General features: G+C 67.3%; 16 protein-coding genes, 1 tRNA gene and 2 pseudogenes. 8 read left to right on the forward strand and 11 right to left on the reverse strand.

All coding sequences use genetic code 11. The features are described 5' to 3' along the window. Positions 1–2: 2 nt before the first annotated feature. The gene (locus tag MELE44368_RS18245; RefSeq protein ID WP_128109789.1) at positions 3–1,214 is read right to left on the reverse strand and encodes an acetyl-CoA C-acetyltransferase; all 1,212 of its coding nucleotides are present in this window, start codon (positions 1,212–1,214) and stop codon (positions 3–5) included. A gap of 218 nt (positions 1,215–1,432) precedes the next feature. On the opposite strand from MELE44368_RS18245, the gene MELE44368_RS18250 reads away from it, so the two are divergent. Beyond that, positions 1,433–2,605, forward strand: a complete 1,173-nt coding sequence (locus tag MELE44368_RS18250) for a pyridoxal phosphate-dependent aminotransferase (RefSeq protein ID WP_128109790.1) — start codon at positions 1,433–1,435, stop codon at positions 2,603–2,605. A gap of 91 nt (positions 2,606–2,696) precedes the next feature. On the opposite strand, the gene MELE44368_RS18255 is transcribed toward MELE44368_RS18250, so the two are convergent. Beyond that, positions 2,697–3,134 (reverse strand): SRPBCC family protein, encoded by a 438-nt coding sequence (locus MELE44368_RS18255; protein ID WP_128109791.1) that lies wholly within the window; start codon positions 3,132–3,134, stop codon positions 2,697–2,699. Positions 3,135–3,192: 58 nt separating this feature from the next. Beyond that, positions 3,193–4,272 carry a CaiB/BaiF CoA transferase family protein gene (locus tag MELE44368_RS18260; protein WP_128109792.1) on the reverse strand — a complete coding sequence of 360 codons (1,080 nt, stop codon included), beginning with the start codon at positions 4,270–4,272 and terminating at the stop codon, positions 3,193–3,195. A 40-nt stretch (positions 4,273–4,312) separates the two neighbouring features. Here MELE44368_RS18260 and MELE44368_RS18265 point away from each other — a divergent pair. After that, positions 4,313–7,343: pseudogene (locus MELE44368_RS18265) on the forward strand (ATP-binding protein). A gap of 103 nt (positions 7,344–7,446) precedes the next feature. Here MELE44368_RS18265 and MELE44368_RS18270 read toward each other — a convergent pair. Further along, complete coding sequence (locus MELE44368_RS18270) at positions 7,447–10,023, reverse strand: helix-turn-helix transcriptional regulator (RefSeq protein WP_206613804.1); 2,577 nt, start codon at positions 10,021–10,023, stop codon at positions 7,447–7,449. 88 nt (positions 10,024–10,111) lie between these two features. Beyond that, positions 10,112–10,555: an SRPBCC family protein gene (locus MELE44368_RS18275; protein WP_128109794.1), complete on the reverse strand. Its 444-nt coding sequence runs from the start codon at positions 10,553–10,555 to the stop codon at positions 10,112–10,114. 61 nt (positions 10,556–10,616) lie between these two features. Here MELE44368_RS18275 and MELE44368_RS18280 point away from each other — a divergent pair, with 61 nt between their 5' ends. The 3 genes and pseudogenes from MELE44368_RS18280 to MELE44368_RS26705 all read left to right on the forward strand — a co-directional run bounded on the left by MELE44368_RS18280 (position 10,617) and on the right by MELE44368_RS26705 (position 11,733). Next, positions 10,617–11,060 (forward strand): nuclear transport factor 2 family protein, encoded by a 444-nt coding sequence (locus MELE44368_RS18280; protein ID WP_128109795.1) that lies wholly within the window; start codon positions 10,617–10,619, stop codon positions 11,058–11,060. Positions 11,061–11,198: 138 nt separating this feature from the next. Beyond that, positions 11,199–11,552: pseudogene (locus MELE44368_RS18285) on the forward strand (UBP-type zinc finger domain-containing protein). Between the two features lie 19 nt (positions 11,553–11,571). After that, positions 11,572–11,733, forward strand: a complete 162-nt coding sequence (locus MELE44368_RS26705; RefSeq protein WP_164890149.1) for a hypothetical protein — start codon at positions 11,572–11,574, stop codon at positions 11,731–11,733. Here the strand turns inward: MELE44368_RS26705 and MELE44368_RS18290 are convergent. The 3 genes from MELE44368_RS18290 to MELE44368_RS18300 are packed head-to-tail and all read right to left on the reverse strand — an operon-like array spanning position 11,730 to position 14,982. Further along, positions 11,730–12,710: an NAD-dependent epimerase/dehydratase family protein gene (locus tag MELE44368_RS18290; protein WP_128109796.1), complete on the reverse strand. Its 981-nt coding sequence runs from the start codon at positions 12,708–12,710 to the stop codon at positions 11,730–11,732. The two genes, MELE44368_RS26705 and MELE44368_RS18290, sit on opposite strands and share 4 nt — an antisense overlap. Positions 12,711–12,750: 40 nt before the next feature. Then, the gene (locus MELE44368_RS18295) at positions 12,751–14,313 is read right to left on the reverse strand and encodes a phytoene desaturase family protein (RefSeq protein WP_128109797.1); all 1,563 of its coding nucleotides are present in this window, start codon (positions 14,311–14,313) and stop codon (positions 12,751–12,753) included. A gap of 54 nt (positions 14,314–14,367) precedes the next feature. Then, complete coding sequence (locus MELE44368_RS18300; protein WP_128109798.1) at positions 14,368–14,982, reverse strand: TetR/AcrR family transcriptional regulator; 615 nt, start codon at positions 14,980–14,982, stop codon at positions 14,368–14,370. Positions 14,983–15,055: 73 nt separating this feature from the next. Here MELE44368_RS18300 and MELE44368_RS18305 point away from each other — a divergent pair, with 73 nt between their 5' ends. The 3 genes from MELE44368_RS18305 to MELE44368_RS18315 are packed head-to-tail and all read left to right on the forward strand — an operon-like array spanning position 15,056 to position 16,812. Continuing rightward, complete coding sequence (locus MELE44368_RS18305; protein ID WP_128109799.1) at positions 15,056–15,544, forward strand: DUF2834 domain-containing protein; 489 nt, start codon at positions 15,056–15,058, stop codon at positions 15,542–15,544. 27 nt (positions 15,545–15,571) lie between these two features. After that, complete coding sequence (locus MELE44368_RS18310; protein ID WP_064930669.1) at positions 15,572–16,024, forward strand: ester cyclase; 453 nt, start codon at positions 15,572–15,574, stop codon at positions 16,022–16,024. Then, positions 16,021–16,812, forward strand: a complete 792-nt coding sequence (locus tag MELE44368_RS18315; protein WP_128109800.1) for an MBL fold metallo-hydrolase — start codon at positions 16,021–16,023, stop codon at positions 16,810–16,812. The genes MELE44368_RS18310 and MELE44368_RS18315 overlap by 4 nt, the downstream gene beginning before the upstream one ends. Before the next feature lie 3 nt (positions 16,813–16,815). Here the strand turns inward: MELE44368_RS18315 and MELE44368_RS18320 are convergent, their stop codons facing one another. From MELE44368_RS18320 to MELE44368_RS26710, 3 genes are all read right to left on the reverse strand, one after another. After that, a complete protein-coding gene (locus tag MELE44368_RS18320) occupies positions 16,816–17,661 on the reverse strand; it encodes an SDR family NAD(P)-dependent oxidoreductase (RefSeq protein WP_128109801.1) in 846 nt (281 codons plus the stop codon). 77 nt (positions 17,662–17,738) lie between these two features. Further along, entirely contained in the window at positions 17,739–18,326 is a 588-nt protein-coding gene (locus MELE44368_RS18325; RefSeq protein ID WP_206613801.1) for a TetR/AcrR family transcriptional regulator, read from the reverse strand. A gap of 2 nt (positions 18,327–18,328) precedes the next feature. Beyond that, positions 18,329–18,396, reverse strand: a tRNA-Phe gene (locus MELE44368_RS26710). Positions 18,397–18,431 lie beyond the last annotated feature (35 nt).

The raw sequence follows: 18,431 nt of genomic DNA on the forward strand, positions 1-18,431 counted from the left end.
TCCTAAACCCGCTCGATGATGGTGGCCACACCCATGCCGCCGCCCACGCACAGCGTGATCAGCGCGCGTCGCGCACCACGGCGCTCGAGCTCGTCGACCATGGTTCCGGTGATCATGGCGCCGGTGGCGCCCAGCGGGTGACCCATCGCGATGGCGCCGCCGTTGACGTTCAGCTTCTCGTCGGGGATGTTCAGATCCTTCTGGAACTTCAACACCACCGACGCGAACGCCTCGTTGAGCTCGAACAGGTCGATGTCGTCGACGGTCAGGCCGGCGCGGTCGAGCACCTTGCGGGTCGCCGGCATCGGGCCGGTGAGCATGATGACCGGGTCGGCACCGCTGGTCGCGGTCGCCACGATGCGGGCACGCGGCGTCAAGTTCTGAGCCTTTCCCACCCTTTCATTGCCGACGAGCACCAGCGCGGCGCCGTCGACGATGCCCGAGCTGTTCCCGCCGTGATGGACGTGGTTGATCTTCTCGACCCAGTGGTACTTCTGCAGCGCCACGTCGTCGAAGCCGCCCATCGCGCCGACGCCTTCGAACGCGGGCTTGAGCTTGGCCAGGCCCTCCATGGTGGTGTCGGGGCGCATGTGCTCGTCGTGGTCGAGGATGACAAGGCCGTTCTGGTCACGCACCGGGACGATGGACTTGGCGAAGTAGCCGCCCGACCACGCCGCGGCGGCCCGCTGCTGGCTGCGCAGCGCGTAGCGGTCGACGTCCTCGCGGGAGAACCCCTCGATGGTGGCGATCAGGTCGGCGCCGATGCCCTGCGGCACGAAGCCGACGCTGTAGTTGGTCTCGGGGTCGGTGGCCCAGGCGCCGCCGTCCGAACCCATCGGCACGCGGCTCATCGACTCCACACCACCGGCGAGCACCAGGTCGTCCCAGCCGGAGCGCACTTTCTGCGCCGCGGTGTTGACCGCCTCGAGGCCCGAGGCGCAGAACCGGTTGAGCTGCACCCCGCCGGTGGTCTCGGGCAGGCCGGCGGCGATCGCGGCCGTGCGGGCGATGTCGCCGCCCTGGTCACCGACCGGGGAGACGACGCCGAGGATGAGGTCGCTGATCAGGTTCTCGTCGAGATCTGGATGGCGACGGCGCATCTCGTCGATCAGGCCCGTGACCAGGTTGATCGGCTTGACCTCGGTGAGCGAGCCGTTCTTCTGCTTGCCGCGAGGCGTGCGGATGGCCTCGTAGATGAACGCTTCTTCGGACATGGGGATATTTCCTGTTCAGGTTGGCGGACCGGATACCTGTCCTATGGACTCCTATGGACGGTAGTCCTGCGACCCGCAGCCTAACAGTCTCGGCCAACCTGTTGGTTGGGCAGGCCTAGAGCAGCCCGCATCCCGCCGAACGTGGGTTACCGGCACACGAATCGCGGGGATTGCGTGTCGGTAACCCACGTTCGCCGCAGCACCTACGCTCGACGGCTATGACAGTCAGCCGGCTGCAGCCCTATGCGGTCACGATCTTCGCCGAGATGTCGGCGCTGGCCGCCCGCATCGGCGCGGTGAACTTGGGCCAGGGCTTTCCCGACGAGGACGGTCCGCCGCGGATGCTCGAGATCGCCAGGGATGCGATCGCCGAAGGAGCCAACCAGTACCCGCCCGGGCTGGGCATCGCGCCGCTGCGGGAGGCGATCGCCGGGCAGCGCAAGAGGCTCTACGGCCGCGAGTACGACCCCGACACCGAGGTGCTCGTGACGGTCGGCGCGACGGAGGCGATCGCGGCGGCGGTGCTGGGACTGGTGGAGCCCGGCTCCGAGGTGCTGCTGATCGAGCCGTTCTACGACTCCTACTCCCCCGTCATCGCGATGGCCGGCTGCCAGCGGCGCGCGGTGCCGCTGATACAGGACGGCGGCGCCTTCCGCATCGACATCGAGGGCCTGCGCCGCGCGGTCACCCCGAAAACGCGGGCGATGATCGTCAACTCACCGCACAACCCGACCGGCATGGTCGCCGGCGACGACGAGTTGCGGGCACTGGCCCAACTCGCCGTCGACGCCGACCTGCTCGTGCTCACCGACGAGGTCTACGAACACCTGGTGTTCGACGGTCGCCGCCACATCCCGCTCGACAGCTACTCGGGAATGGCATCCCGCACGGTGACGATCTCCAGCGCGGCCAAGATGTTCAACGTCACCGGCTGGAAGATCGGGTGGGCGTGCGGCACAGCGGATCTCATCGCCGGCGTGCGCGCCGCCAAGCAGTACCTCTCGTATGTCGGCGGTGCGCCGTTCCAACCCGCGGTGGCGCATGCGCTCAACGCCGAAGAGGCCTGGGTCGCCGCGCTGCGGGAATCCTTACAGGCCAGGCGTGACAAGCTCGGCGCCGCGTTGACGGACATCGGGTTCGGGGTCGCCGAGAGTTCCGGAACCTACTTTCTGTGCGCCGATCCGCGACCGCTCGGCTACGACGACAGCGCCGCGTTCTGCGCAGAACTGCCTCACAAGGCCGGCGTCGCGGCCATCCCGATGTCGGCGTTCTGCGACCCCGGCGCCGAACATGCCGGCGCGTGGAGCCATCTGGTGCGCTTCGCGTTCTGCAAACGCGACGGCACGTTGGACGAGGCGATCCGGCGGCTGGAAGTGCTGCGCCCCAAGTAGCCGCGGCGCGGCGCCGAGATCGACGTTTTGGTGGGATCTACTCGCACTTTTCCGCCGAAATGTCCCTTTGGGCGAAAAGGGCACACAACGGCTACGGGCGTGCCATCACCCGCTGGCGCAGGTTCTCCGTCGCGACGTCGAGCACCATCTTCTTCGCCCGCCGCAGCAGGAACTCGGGAATCGGCGCAGCCAGATCGATGATGATGTCGAAGCGCACCCGCGTCCGATCCTCGCCGACCGGGGTCAGGTTGTACTCCCCGTGCTGCCCACGCTGCTGCAACGTGGCCTTGGCATCCCAGACCACCCAGTTGTCGCCCCAGTGATACTCGAGCACTTCCTTATCGGTGATCCCCATGATCTTGAACGTCGCCTTGACGTGGTGCGGACGCCCGTCGGGATGGCGGTCGAGCACCTCGGTGTGCTTGTGCACCGAGGACCACGACGGCACCGCCTCGATGTCGGCGAGCGCGTCGAGGATCGCGTCTTTGGGTGCCTCAAAGACGACTTCTCGCGACGCGCGGACCGCCATGGGGCAAAGCGTAGCTAACTCATCGCCCCAGTGTGTCGGGATTTACAGCTAATTAACGCTACCAGCGAATGTCCTCGATGGGAGTGGTCGCCTGCGGCGGCGGGCCCACCGGAGGCGCCGGCGTGCGGGAGAACCGCGGTGCGGGTGCGGCCTGGTCGACGCCGTTGGCCTGCACCAGGGTTGACCGAGCGCGCAGGTGATCGTTCTGCGCGGCTTCGGTCCAGGTGAGCACGGGGGTGACGCACGCATCGGTGCCTGCGAAGATCTCGGTCCACTCGTCGCGGGTTTTGCTCGCAAACCGCTCCGCGAAGAGCTTTCGCATATCGGGAAAAGCCGCGACATCCAGCTGGTTGGGCACGTCGTCGGGCGTGAGCCCGAGGCCGTCCAGCAGTTGGGCGAAGAACTGGGGCTCGATCGCCCCGACCGCCATGTACTTGCCGTCGGCGGTCTCGTAGGTGCGGTAGAACGGGGCGCCGCCGTCGAGCAGAAACGACTCGCGCTCGTCGCGCAGCGTGCCGGTGGACTTCATCGTCCACGCGATCTGCGCCAACAGCGAGACGCCGTCCACCATCGCCGCGTCGATCACCTGGCCCTTGCCGGAGCGCTCCCGCTCATACAGCGCCGACACGATGCCCACCAGCACGAGCATCGATCCGCCGCCGAAGTCGGCGACCAGGTTGAGCGGCGCGACGGGCGGCCGGTCGCGAAAGCCGATGGCCGAAAGCACCCCGGTCTGCGACAGGTAGTTGATGTCGTGGCCCGCGGTGTGCGCCAGCGGTCCATGCTGTCCCCACCCCGTGATCCGGGCGAAGATCAGCCGCGGGTTGACCGCCGCGCACTCGTCAGGCCCGATGCCGAGCCGCTCACAGGTGCCCGGGCGGAACGCGTCGATCAGCACGTCGGCCTTGGCGGCGAGATCCAGCAGCGCCCCAGGGTCCTTCTTCACGTCCAGGTCGACGACGCGCTTACCGCGGTGCAGCAGATCGACGTTCTCCGCAGGCATCTGCAGCCCGCCGGGTCGTCGCACCCGCACCACGTCGGCCCCGAGATCCGCCAACACCATCGCCGCATGCGGACCCGGCCCGATCCCGCCGAGTTCGATCACTTTCACCCCGGCCAGGGGTCCACTGTTCGTCACCGAAAGCAACGTAGCCCGAACGGTTGACGTCGACGCCAATATGGTCACTTCCCGGCTCTCGAGGTCATACGCTTGGTCGATCAACCAGCCAGTTGAGGCCGCCGCGGCAGCGGAGAACGAAGCGACGCCGGGGACGGAGGTTTGCCGGTCCTGTGGAGCTGCGCCTCATGTGGGCGCCCGGTTCTGCGACCGGTGTGGGGCGCCGCTGGCCGCCTCACGCGACCCGGCGGAATACAAGCAGGTGACGATTCTGTTCGCCGATGTCGTACGGTCGATGGACATCGCCGCCGCGCTGGATCTCGAACGGCTGCGCGAGATCATGACCGAACTGGTGGACCGGGCGGCGACCGTGGTGCGTCGTTACGGCGGCAGCGTGGAATACACCGGGGACGGTGTGATGGCGATCTTCGGCGCCCCGATCGCGTTGGAGGACCATGCTTTTCGCGCATGCGTAGCCGCGCTCGCCATTCAGGAGGAGACGAACCGGCTGGCGGCCGACGTGCAGCGCCGCGACGGTGTCGCGCTGCGGTTGCGGGTGGGGTTGAACTCCGGGCAGGTGATCGCCGGGGAGATCGGCTCGGGTGCGTTGGGTTACGCCGCGACCGGTGAACCGATCGGCTTCGCCCAGCGGATGGAGTCGGTGGCGCCCGCCGGCGGGGTGATGCTCTCGGAGTCGACGGCACGGTTGGTCGAGCATCTGGTGGTGCTTGCCGACCCGGAGTTCGTGCGCATCAAAGGGGCCGAGGAACCCGTGCGGGCGCGACGGCTTCTGGAACTGAGCTTGCGGGACCGCCTGGTCGGCCGCGCCGAAGTGGGTCTGGTCGGCCGCAGCTGGGAGATGGCGGCCCTCGACGCGCTTCTGGGCTGCACCATCGATGGCCGCGGGGGCGTGGTGAGCGTGGTGGGCCCCGCCGGCATCGGCAAAAGCCGGGTGGCGCGCGAGACCGCAGCGCGTGCGGCCGGTCGCGGAGTCCAGGTGTACTGGGCATTCTGCGAATCCCACGCCAGCGACGTCCCCTTCTATGCCGTGGCCCGCCTGTTGCGCGAGACCAGCGGTGTCGCCGGACTTGACGACGCCGCCGCCCGCACCCGGCTTCAAACCCGGTTGCCCGACGCCGACCCCGAGGATCTCCTGCTGCTCGAAGACTTGCTCGGCATCGCCGACCGCGAGGTGCCGCGGCCCTTGATCGACCCGGACGCGCGACGGCGCCGGCTGACCGCACTGATCAACACCACGGCGTTGACGGGCACCGAACCGACGCTCTACGTCATCGAGGACGCGCACTGGATGGACACCATCAGCGAGTCGATGCTGGCCGACTTGCTCAGCGTCATTCCGCGAACCTCCTCGATGGTGCTGATCACCTCTCGGCCCGAGTACCAGGGAAAGCTCACGCAAGTGCACGGTGCCCAGACGATAGCGCTTGCCCCACTGGCTGATTCGGATACCGAGGCGATGCTCGGACAGCTGCTGGGGTCTGATCATTCAGTGAGCGGACTGGCATCGGTCATCGCCGAGCGGGCCGGGGGCAACCCGTTCTTCGCCGAGGAGATGGTGCGTGAATTGGGTCAACGCGGCGTGCTGGCCGGCGAAACCGGAAAGTACATCTGTCACGCGGACGCCGCCGATGTCGCGGTGCCCCCGACCGTGCAGTCGACCATCGAGGCACGCATCGATCGGCTCGCCGTCGCTGCCAAGCGCACTCTGCACGCGGCATCGGTGATCGGGGCACGGTTCGAGGCGAAGTGGCTTGCGGCGCTGGGCATCAACCCGGTGATCGACGAACTGCTAAGCGCGGAGCTCATCGATCAGGTGAGGTTCACGCCCCATGCGGAGTACGCCTTCCGCCACCCGTTGATCCGCGCGGTGGCCTACGAATCACAACTGAAATCGGACCGCTCAGAGTGGCACCGGCGTCTGGCCACCGCAATCCAAGAGTCCGAACCGGATTCGGTGGAAGACAACGCGGCGCTGATCGCCGAGCATCTGCACTCCGCCGGCGAACTGCACGCCGCGTATCACTGGCACATGCGTGCCGGCGCCTGGTCGACGAACCGCGACGTCGCCGCCGCGCGGGTGAGTTGGGAGCGAGCACGCCAGATCGCCGATGCGCTGCCCGCTGACGACCCTGAGCAACTGTCGATGCGGTTCGCTCCTCGAACCACGTTGTGCGGCACCGCATGGCGGGTCCACATGGAAATCGCCGCGGCCAGCTTCGATGAACTACGCGACCTGTGCACCGCTGCCGGAGACAAGGCGTCGTTGGCCATCGCGATGGCGGGTTTGGTGATGGATCACACCTACCACGCCCGCATCCGCGAGGCCTCGCAACTGGCTTCGGAAGCCATGGCGCTTGCGGAGTCGATCGGCGACCCCGACCTGACGGTGGGGTTTTCCCTGCCAGTCATCTACGCCAAGATCGAAAGTGCGGAGTGGGCCGACGTGCTGCGATGGTCCCAGACCGTCATCGACCTCGCCGGAGACGACCCCTCCAAGGGCAACCTCATGGTGGGGTCTCCGCTGGCGGGTGGCGAATGCGCGAACGACGCTGGGCCTGGCGTTGGTACATCGCCACACCGCGACCGAACGCGACCGCGGCCAACGACTGCTCACCGACATGAGCGACGTCTTCGTGCGGCGCGAACACAATCAGGCAGAGCTGCCGATCCTCACCGCCTACGTGGCACGCGAGACGGCTCGGCAGGGTAACCCCGACGACGCAATCCCGCGCATCCGTGCCGCCGTTGACGAACTGTTCCGCGAGGGGCGGCTGCTGTGTTGGACCGTAACCGCGACGGCCCTGCTGGTGGAGACCCTGCTCGACCGGAACGCCGAGGGCGACGTAACCGAGGCGACGGCAGCCGTCGAGCGGCTGGCGCAGGCTCCCACCGACGACGGCACTGCGGTGCGCGACATCTGGCTCCTTCGGTTACGGGCTCTGCTGGCGCGCGCGGCCGGCGACCTCGATGGTTACGCGCACCTTCGCGACCGCTATCGCGCGATGGCCGAGGAGCTCGGCTTCGACGGCCATATCGCCTGGGCCGAGTCGATGGCCGAAACCATCGGGTAGCCCACGTTTTCGCGTAGGTGGTCGCCGGTCGGTCCGGCGAGATTCTCAGTGGTGCGCTACTGAAGCCGGTGGGCACCAGATAGGTGACAGTGCTGCGGATTGTCTAGCGCCCGTTGAGATTGCGACGCGGCAGAATGTTGGCCAGTTCGTCGCGGCTGGTCGTCCCGGTCTTCATCATGGCCCGGTAGATATGGCTCTCGACGGTGCGCACGGATAGCGTCAGCCGTTCGGCGATCGCCCGATTGGACAGTCCCTCACCGACAAGCATCACGATCTCCGCTTCTCGATCGGTCAGCGGCAGCGCCTCTGAGGCCTGGCGCAGCGCAGGGGTTCTGATGCCACACTGTGCTGCCAGTGCTTCCGCTCGCGCCGAGCAGCCAAGCGCGGATCCGCGCTTGTCGTGGCGGCGGTACACCAGCGCGGCGTGGGCGGCCGCGTCAACCGCCGCGACCCGGTCACCCATGCTCTCGAAATCCTCTACCAACGAAGCCAATTGACCCGCGTCGCCGTCGCTCAAGGCCGCGGCGAACCGTGCCGCCAGCCCGACCCTGGGCCCGTCGACCACCGACTCGAGCTCCTGCAAGCGCGCGGCGCACGTTCGATCTCCGAACTGCACCGCGGTCTGCAGACACAGCACCTCGGCTCCGAACTGTCCTTTCGCCGAGCATCGTTCGGCCGCTGCGCGCATATCGGCGATCGCCTCGCTGACGGCCCCCTGACCCGCGGCTACCCACGCCCGCGCGAGACTTCGCTCGAAGTCCAGCGGCCGGAACCGGCGTTGCACCTTCTCCGCCGTAGCAAGCGCGGCTGCCGCCTCCGCCGTCGCTCCGCGCATCGCCAACGCGGTCGCGTGCGGGAAGAGGTATCGGTAACCCCAACCGAGCGGATGCGACACCGACAGTCCGTCGACCGCGCACTCCAGCAACGAACAGGCGCTCGACAGATCCCCCGCGCCGAGCGCGGCGCGTCCGGCGATCGCGGCGCCGAGCAGTTGCGCGGCCCCTGGCAGGTCCGCCGCCTGCTGACGGGCACGTTCAGCCACCTCACGCGTTCGCTCCACGTCGCCGGCCAGCAACAGCGCACTGACTTCGGCGTCGGCGATGTTGAACCTCATGTGCGGGGCATCCAGCGTCCGAGCGGCGACGTCATGGCCTGCTTCTGCAGTCGCAACGGCCTCGTCGGCACGACCCGCGTCGGCCGATATCTGTGTCAAGACCCACGACACTTCGGCACCGACAACGGGGATATCCTCCAGCGCAAGCTGTTTGGATACTTCTATCGCCTTGGCCGGCTGATCCATCGCAAACCAGTAGACCGTGACGAAGGCGTCGACGTAGGCGCGCGCATCGGCAAGTGCGCTACCAGCGGCCTCATCGATCAGCTCCTTGGCCCGTGCGGGATCGCCCAACGCCCACAATGTGTTCGAGCACCTCAGGAACGCCAGTTTGGCGCGGTCGCGACCGGTGAGCTGATCGGCGCGTATTCCGGCGAGCACCGCCTCTGCCTCCTCGCCGCGGCCCAACCACGACAAGGCGTGCGCGCGAACAAAATTGGGTTCAGCACCCGCCCCCGCCTTGATCGCAGCCTCCGCAAGCCGGTCGGCCAAAGCCAATTCCCCCAACCACACAGCACCGTACGCGGCTTTCACCAGCAACTCCGTGTCCGGAGCGAGGTCGGATTCGAGGCTCAACGTCGCGCGACGCACGACGCCCCGGATGTCGTCAGGATCGGTTGAGGCGGCGAGTTCCGTTGCGACCAGTCCGCGTAGCCGTCGCAGCCGGCTCAGCGGCGCCCGACTTCGGCGTACCTCGCCGTACAACGGATGCGCCAGCCGCGCTTCGATACCGTCGCCTGCGGCCTCGAGGGTGACGAGGCCTCGGGTTTCGGCCTCCTCGACGGCGACGGCATCGGTGATCCGTGTCAGCGCTGCGAGTTCGAGTGGCTCCCCGACAGCGAGGACGTCGATGACGTCGCTGACCGGAGCGGGAAGGGCTCCGATGCGGGACTCGAGCAGTTCGATCAGTCCCGGAGGCATGACAGGATCACCGGTCCAGCGCCAGCGCTCGTTCTCCTGGACGAGCCGACCGCCCGCCACTTCCTGCTCGATGATGTTCTTCAGATACAGCACATTGCCGCGGGTGAGCTGCCACAGTCGTTGTGCGGAGTCGGGATCGACAGGCCCGGTCAGCGTCGCCGACAACAACGCGGTTGTTTCGTCGAGCGTCAGTTGTTCCAGATCGATCCGGTCGAACCGGTTCTTCGTCCATATCTCCTGGATCCCAGGTGGAATCGATTCCCCGTCTCGAATGGTGAAAATCACTTTCGCCGCGTCGCGCTGCACGATCTGATGCACGACAAAGGTCGACAGGTCATCGAGCAGGTACACATCGTCGACCCCCAGAACCACCGAGGCGCTGTCCGAAGGCGCGGTCAGCGATTCGATCACCCCACGCAGCAACGCGAAGGTGTCGGTGACATCCGAAGGAGCCCACGCCGTGAAGGCACCGAGCGGTATCGCCCTTGCCGACGCCGCACCGCCGGTCCAGCGCGTCTCGTATCCGCGTGAGGCAGCGGCCGACAACGCCTCACGGGCGATCCGGCTTTTCCCTGCGCCCTCCGGTCCGCAGATGAGCACACCCGAGACGTCCGGTGCCGAGATGGCCGCCTCGATGGCGAGCATCTGCTTCGTGCGGCCGACCAGCGGCCACGACAACTCCACGCAGCGAGCCTAGAAGCGGCCGAACCACTTCACGCGGTATTTCTCGACTTCAGCCGCCCTTTTTTACCTTGAGAACCTGCTTGCGCAGCCCGTCGGTGGCCGTCTCCATGGCGCCCTTGATGGCGCGCTTGAGGACGAACCCGGGCAGGGGCACCGCCAGGTCGATGCTGATGTCGAACCGGACCTTGGTCTTGTCGCCGTCGCGGGTCAGCGTGTACTTGGCGTCCTGAGCCTTCAACTGTCCCGCCGAGATCAGCGTCCAACTGGCGCTGGTATCGGTCCAGGTGTACTCGACCACCTGTTCGTCGGTGATGCCCGCGGACTTGACCTTCATCTTCACCCGACGGGGCCTGCCGTCGTCGTATGACTCCAGCACCTCGGCGCCTTGATACTGCGAGGACCACGTCGGCGTCGCTTCGACGTCGGCGATGACGTCGAGAATCTCCTCGGGACTCGCCTCGATCACGACCTCACGGGAATCGCTGGTAGCCATGGCGTGACGATAATCGCGCCGCCGGTTACCCGGGCGGCTTTGGAGCGCTTACCGTCAGGGCATGGAGATGTGGGAATTGGTGGCGCGCGAGCGGATCAGAGACACGCTAGCCCGGTACAACTGGTCCGGCGACGCGATGCGGCTCGACGACCTCGCGGCCGCGTTCTGCGAGGACGGCGAGCTGGAGTTGCGGGGCTCAGAGTCGGTGCGCGGCCGGCGCGCCATCGTCGACTTCCTCGGCGGCGCCGTCGCGGCCCCCAACGCGGCGGCCGAGGCGTCCAGCGTGAAACGCATCGTGCGGCACAACGTGACCAATATCCGCTTCACCGAAGTGACGCCGAAACAGGCGCGAGTTGCGTGCTATTTCACCGTTTTCACCGAGATCGGGCTCGACCACTTCGGCCGCTACCGCGACGAGTTCGTACCCGTCGACGGGGAGTGGCTGATTCGCCATCGCTTCGTCTCCACCGACTGGAGCGCGCCGAACTCGACGATGGCGCGCTGACGCGGCTCGCACGCCGCGCCTCGCCGCCTCGCGAGATGTACACGAGGGCCGTGGTTGCGGCGTCGATCACGACCCTGGTGTGCAGTTCGCGAAACCGGAGTCGCATCTGCGGGCTTCGCGTCGGTAGGCTCGTCAATCGTGGACGCTGCCGTGGACCCGACCGTCCCGCCCAGCGGCACCGGCTGCGTCGAGTGCGACGCCGTAGGCGGCTGGTGGGTGCATCTGCGTCGCTGCGCGGCATGCGGTCACATCGGCTGCTGTGAGGACTCGCTGGGTCAACACGCCACCGCGCATTGACGCGACACCGGCCATCCGGTCATTCGGTCTTTCGAACCCGGCGAGGACTGGTTCTGGAACTACGCCACGGACGACTACTACGACGGCCCGCGGCTTGCTCCACCCGATTGCCACCCAGCCGAACAACCCGTCCCCGGACCGCGCGGCAGGGTGCCCGAAGACTGGATGAAGCGGCTGCAGAGTCGCGGGCGCTGACTTTGGGTACTCCGCGGGCATGAAGAAGGACAGCCCCGACACCGTGGAATCGAACAAAGGCCCGGCGGACGCCGACGACGACGTGCTCAGCGATCCCGCGAAGGGTTCTGAGGATCGGTCCGACTGGTCCGACGAAGGCGGCGCCACCCCGAGCGGGCCCGCCGAGGACACCGAGAGCTAAAGCGACGCCGCCAGCGCCGACAAGGTCTCGGCGGTAGTGTATTTCGGCGTCCAGCCCAGCTGCGACTTCGCCTTGGCGGTGTCCATCACCACCGACGTGCGGCCGACGTGCAGCCACTCCAGCGCGGACGGAACGAACGGCAGCCGGGCCACGATCCCTGACGCCAGCGCCGCCGCGACCTTGGGCACCCGCACCGGCCGTGCGCCGAGCTCGCGGACCACGTCGCCCACCGAGACCACACCGTCACCGGCGATGTTGTACGCGCCCGGCGGCGCGGATGTGGTGGCCGCCAAGGCGATTGCCGCGGCCACGTCGTCGTGGTGGACCAGTTGCAGCGGTATACCCGGATTTGGGATCGGCGGCTTCAACAGCGGCAGAACCCGGTTGAGGAGCTTGACCGGCCCGGGCAGATGCGTCCACGGCATCGCCTCGGCGAGCGCGGGCGCGTTCGGCCCCGCGACGATGCACGGCCGCAGCACGTAGACCTCGAGATCCGATCCGTCGGTGATTTCGGCCAGCGCTGCTTCGCACGCGGCCTTCTGCTCGGAGTAGTAGTGCTCGGGCGACCCGCGCGCCGGCACGTCCTCGGTGATGGGCACCGGGTTGTCGGAGTGATAGCCGTATGCCGCCACCGACGAGGTGTAGACCAGGCGCCTCGGGCGCCCGGCGGCCACCGTCGCCTCGAACACGTTGCGGGTGCCTTCGAGGTTGACGCGGGCGCTCTCCTCCCGCGAGCCCATGATGATGAACGCCAGGTGGACGACGACGTCGGCGCCTGCGACCAGCTCGTCGACGGCCTTCCGGTCCAGGATGTCGCCCTGTCGGTAGGTGGTCTTCGTCCAGCCGTGTTCGGCCGGGTCGAAGGGCCGCCGCGCCATGCCGACGATCTCGTCCACCTCGGCGAGGCGCTCGAGGGCCTGCACCGCCGACTTGCCGATCTCGCCGGTGGGCCCGGTGACGGCCACGGTGATCCCCATGCCTGTCGCTATTCCCGGCGGGCCGCGTCAGGAAACAGTCTCAGGACATGTCGGCCAGCGCCTGTTTGGCGGCGTTGTAGCCGGGGATGAAGGTGATGCCGGGCCCGCCGTGGCATCCGGCGCTGCCCAGATAGAGTCCCTCGATCGGAATAGGTTGGTCCACATAGCCTTTCGGGCCGGGCCGGTTGGGGCCGATCTGATCGGGGTGAATCAGGCCGTGGCAGTAGTCGCCGCCCGGTGCGCCGAACATGGTGCCCATGTGTTTGGGGGTGAAGGTGGTGTGCCGCAGGATGAGGCTTTCGAAGTTCGGCGCCAACCGGGTGATCTTCTCGATGACGCGCCTGCCCATCTCGACTTTCATGTCGCCGTAGCTGGACTGGGTCTCCTCGATCGGGAACCACAGCGAGAACGCCGAGGCCGCGTGTTTCCCCGGAGGCGCCAATCCCGGGTCGTTGACCGACGGGATCTGCAGCGCGATGGCCGGGTCGGCAGGCACGATCCCGCGGCGGCAGTCCTCCCACTGCTGCTGCAGTTCCTCCGGCGTGCTGAAGATTCCGATGTTCGACTGCATCGCCGGGTCGTTGAGCAGTTCGTAGGGCGCCGCGAACTCCGGGACACCGTCGAGGGCGAAGTGCATCTGTAGGTAGCTGCCGCGGTGGTCGATGCGGGAGAACCGTTGCCGCACATCGTCGGGCACCGCGGCCGGGGCGATCAACTCGGTGACCGTGAAGTCCGGTGCGATGCCGGAGACGACGACGGGCGCGGTCAGCGTCGAGCCGTCCTCGAGGCGCACCCCGCGCACCCGGCCGTCGGCGACGGTGATCTCGTCGACCTTGCTGCGCAGCCGCAACTCACCGCCGCCGGCCTCGAAGACCGAGCACAGATGTTGCGTGAGCGCCCCGATGCCGCCGCGCACCTTCTTGACGAGCAAGGCGTTCTCGTCGGGCACGGCGAATCCGTAGGCCAGCGCCGCGGCGGTGCCGGGGGTGGCCGGTCCGCGGTAGGTGGTGTTGCACGCCAGTAACGCCAACATGCCGCGCAGCGCACCGTGCTTCTCGCGGTCGGGCAGATAGCGATCCACCACATCGGTGACCGACCCGAACAGCAGATCCGTGATCGCTGATCGTTCGAATTCGTTTGTGGCACATGCGTACATCTCGTCCAGCGTCTTGGGCGGCCGGCCGGCGTCGAAACGGCCCAGCGCCCGCGTCGGCGCCTGGCACCACGCCATCAGCCCGGCCATCCCGTTGACCGCCTCCGCGCCGTGCACCTCGTTGACGTGCGTCATCAGCTTCATCGGGTCGGTGTAGTAGACGAACGGCTCGTCGCCGACGCCGCGCAGCGACACCGACATCACGTCGAGGTCGACCGTCGGCAGTTCGTCGAGCCCCAGTTCCCGGCTCACCGTCGCCGAGGTCGGGATCTGCACCGAGCCGGCGATCTCGAATTGAAACCCGTCGAACAGTTCGACGGTGGAGGCCATCCCGCCGGCATAGAGCTTGGCGTCCAGGCACAGCGTGCGCCTGCCCGCCTTCTGCAGCAGTGTCGCCGCGGTCAGCCCGTTGTGACCGGCGCCGATGACAATCGCGTCGAAGTCCGTCATTCGCCGAGGCTGGCACGCGGGCACAGTTTTGTCAATATTGACAAAACATCGGCGTCAGATCGTGTCGCCGATCCCCGACCGCAGCGTTACCAGCGCCTCCCGGCACAGTCGCGCGAGTTCCGGTAGCGAGTCCTCGCTGCCGCTGTAGCCGAGCATCCAGACCTCCATCGCGCCGAACACCGCGGCCGCGATGCACCGGGCGGTGACGGTGATGTGCATGCGCTCGTCGGTGCCGGGCGCCGGCGCGCCGTGTCGGGTGAGGTGGTCCTCGATGGCGTCGGCGAACTCGGCCTCGACCTGGCGCATGTGCCGCACAATGCGGCCGGAGTCGAGTTCTTGGGCGCGCAGGGCCGCGGCGCGCACCACCGCCCAGTCGTCGTACGGCGATGCCATGATCGCCGCGAGAACGGATTCGATGAGCGGTTCGTCGGCCGAGCGCTCCGCCAGCGCGGCCCGAAACCATTGCAGCCCTGCGTCGTAGTCGGCGAACAGCAGATCGTGTTTCGACGCGAAGTGGCGGTAGAAGGTCCGCAGCGACACCCCGGCGTCAGCGGCGATCTGTTCGGCGGAGGTGTCCTCGACGCCTTGGGCGAGGAACCGGACGAGGGCGGCCTTGCGCAGCGCTTCGCGGGTGCGCTCACTGCGCGCGGTCTGGGCGGCCCGGGCCATTCGGGTAAGTTACCCCAGCCGGACTTATGTCAATATTGACAAAACTTCGGAATTTGGTGAGAGACTCCCCGTCATGGTTTCGCTTCTTGTGCACGCCGTCCTGGGGGTGGCGGTGGTCTGGTTCACCATCGCGTCCAACCCCAAGATCTTCAGCAGGCCCGCCGACGGGCCGCGGTTCTCCGCGGTCGAGATCGTCTTCTGGGCAGTCGGCCTCGCGTCGCTTCCGCTGTTGTGGTACCACAACATTCAGTTCGTCAACGAGTACGCGAGCGCGGCGTCGAACCCGTTCTGGGGGCCGGGCAGCTGGCAGGAGTTCATCTCGCTCGGCTACACCAACCCGGCGGCCAGTTCGGCGAGCGCGGACTACACGATCATCAACGTGATCCTGCTTCCGCTGTTCACCATCATCGACGGGCGGCGTCGCGGGATTCGTCATCCCTGGCTGTACTTCGTGTCCAGCCTGTTCACCAGCTGTGTCTTCGCCTACGCGTTCTACTTCGCCACCATGGAGCGCCAGCGCCGACACCAGTTGGCCGCCGCCGAGGTCAAGTCGCCCGCCTGAGTACGGCCGCGGTCGTAGGGTGCGACCATGACCGACGATCTGCGGCAGCGTCGCCTCGAGGTGATCCGCGAGCACATGGACACCGAGGTGACCAAGGAGTTCGACCGGACGCTGGCGACGTTCAACGGACATCCCCATTACGAGATCATGGCCACCGGCCAGGTTTTCGACGGCGACGACGAGGTGATGGGGTACTACCGCACGACGCGCACCGCGTTTCCCGACCAGCGTCATGACAACGTCCGCTACCACGTCGCCGACGACACCGTGATCGTCGAATTCGACTTGCTGGGAACCAATCTCGGCGAGTTCTACGGCCTGCCACCGACCGGTAAGGCGTTTCGCGTGCCGATCGCGGCGGTGTTCTTCTTCGACGGTGACCGCATCGTCAACGAACGCATCTACTTCGACTCGGCCAGCTTGGTCAGCCAGATCGGACGAAGCGAACTGCTGTCCCTCGTCGGCACGGGCGAACTGTGAAGGTTCACCACCTCAACTGCGGGACGATGCGCCCGGTGGCCGGCCCTGAATTGGTCTGTCACGTGCTGCTGGTGGAGACCGACAACGGGTTGGTCCTCGTCGACACCGGATACGGGTTGGCCGACTGCAACGATCCGGCCCGTCGCCTCGGCCTTCCGCGCCGGATCCTTCGGCCCGCGTTGGACCCCGCCGAAACCGCCGTCCGCCAGATCGAACGCCTGGGATTCGGCCGTGACGACGTCCGCCACATCGTCGTGACCCATTTCGACGTCGATCACATCGGCGGACTCGCCGATTTTCCCGATGCCCAAATCCATTGCACCGCAGCCGAGGCAGCCGGGGCGATGCATCGTCCGTCGCGCAGCGAGCGGCTGCGGTTCCGGCCCGCCCAGTGGAGCCACGGCCCCAAGATCGTCGAGCACGATCCCGACGGCGAGGCATGGCGGGGGTTCGCCGCGGCCAAGCCGCTCACCGAAGTCTCGCCGGGCATCGTGCTGGTATCACTGCCCGGCCATACCCGCGGTCACGCGTGCGTCGCCGTGGATGCGGGCAGTCGCTGGCTGTTGCACTGCGGTGACGCCTTCTACCATCCCAGCACCCTCACCGGTGCTTCAGCAGAGCCGCGCGCACTGCTGGCCTCCGAGAAGATGATCGCCTACGACCGGAAACGCGTGCGCGACAACCATGCTCACCTGGCCGAACTCCACCGGCGCAACGAACCCGACCTGCTGTTGCTGTGCGCGCACGATCCCACACTGCTGGAGCACGCACGGGCTACCGCGTCGTGATCCCTACGAAGCTGAGCGGCGCCGTTGATAGGACTCGATCCACTTCAGCACGTCGTAGTAGCGAGTCGGCGCCAACCGACCGAGCAGGTCGAACATGCGGGCGTCGGGTCCGATGAGGATCCGCGCCTTTCCGGCCTCCACGCCGCGGTGGATGACTTCGGCCGCCTGGTCGGGCTTGGTCATGGTGATGGCCGCGAAGTCCTCTGCGATCTGTTCCAGGGTACGACCGCGACCGTCGGGATCTTCGCGGTAGCGCGCGTTGCGCACGATGTTGGTGTCGACGCCGCCGGGGTGCACGGTGATCGCGCGGACACCGGTGCCACGCAACTCCTGTCGCAGCGCGTCGGTGAACCCGCGGACCGCGAATTTCGATGAACAGTAAGCGCTTTGACCAGGCATACCGACGAGACCGAAGACGCTCGAGGTGTTCACGATCGCTCCTTCGTTCTGGTCGACGAGGATCGGCAGAAACGCCCGCGTCCCGTTGACCACGCCACCGAAGTTGATGTCCCACACCCACTGGTCGTCCTCGGGTACCGCGTCGAGCACGGCGGACCCGACCGTGACCCCGGCGTTGTTGAACACCGCGCCGATCGGTTGTGGCGCCCACTGCCGAACCTGGTCGGCGAAGTCGCGCTGCGCCGCCGCATCACGGACGTCGAGCACCCGCAGCAGCGCGGGGCCGCGCAACAACGCCTCGGTCTCCTTCAGACCTTGTTCGTCGACGTCGGCGATCGCCACCGGGCAGCCGTGCGCGGATAGTCGTTGCGCCAGGGCACGGCCGATTCCTGACGCCGCACCCGTGATGACGGCGGTGCGGCCGCTGATCGTCAGGTACCGTTTGCCCATGTAGCCCCCTTGCGTGCGGTGTCCCAGGTAGACAAAGGTACGGGCTGGTACCGGAGTTGACAAGACCGCGGGTCGCGTCAACCAGCCGGCGGGGTCAGAAGCGCGATCGACGCCTCCACGGCCTCATCGGCGATATCGGTCATGCGGCCGCCTTCCTCCACGGTGATGGCGACCAGCTCGCGCAGCCCGCCCAACAGCATGATGATGCGCGGACGCGACACCGGGCCGATGCCCGCGGCCCGGAACTCACTGGTGTCACCGAGGGCATGCACCATCGCGATGAAGTTCTCCATCGCTTCGCGCTGGAGTCCGCGCGCCGCGCTGCCCAGGGAGGGTACGTCGCGAATCCAGCTCAGCATCAGCGCCGCACGTGATTCGCCCGAGGCGATCCACGCCTCGATGGCCTGGCGGACCTGGGTGCGCCACGGGGCTTCCGCGTCGACAGCGGCGGCGATCTTGGCGACCTGATCGGCGTTGGCCTCCGTCAGCAGCGCGACAAAGCAGGCGTCCCTGCTGTCGAAGTGCTCGTAAAACGTGCGCCGCGAGGTCTTGGCGCGGCGCACGATGTCGGCCACGGTGGTCTTCGGGTATCCGACGTCGGCGATGCACTCTTCAAGGGCGTTGAGCAATCGCTGGCGGAAGTCGGCCGTCGTCACGCTATTCATCCTGGTGGCCAGGGCCGGGATCGAACCGGCGACCTTCCGCTTTTCAGGCGGACGAGATAGCCACTGACCTGCGGTTTATCTGCGTCTTTGCGTCGTATGCGCCGC

The sequence above is a fragment of the Mycolicibacterium elephantis DSM 44368 genome (genome assembly GCF_004014805.1).
GTDB lineage: Bacteria > Actinomycetota > Actinomycetes > Mycobacteriales > Mycobacteriaceae > Mycobacterium > Mycobacterium elephantis.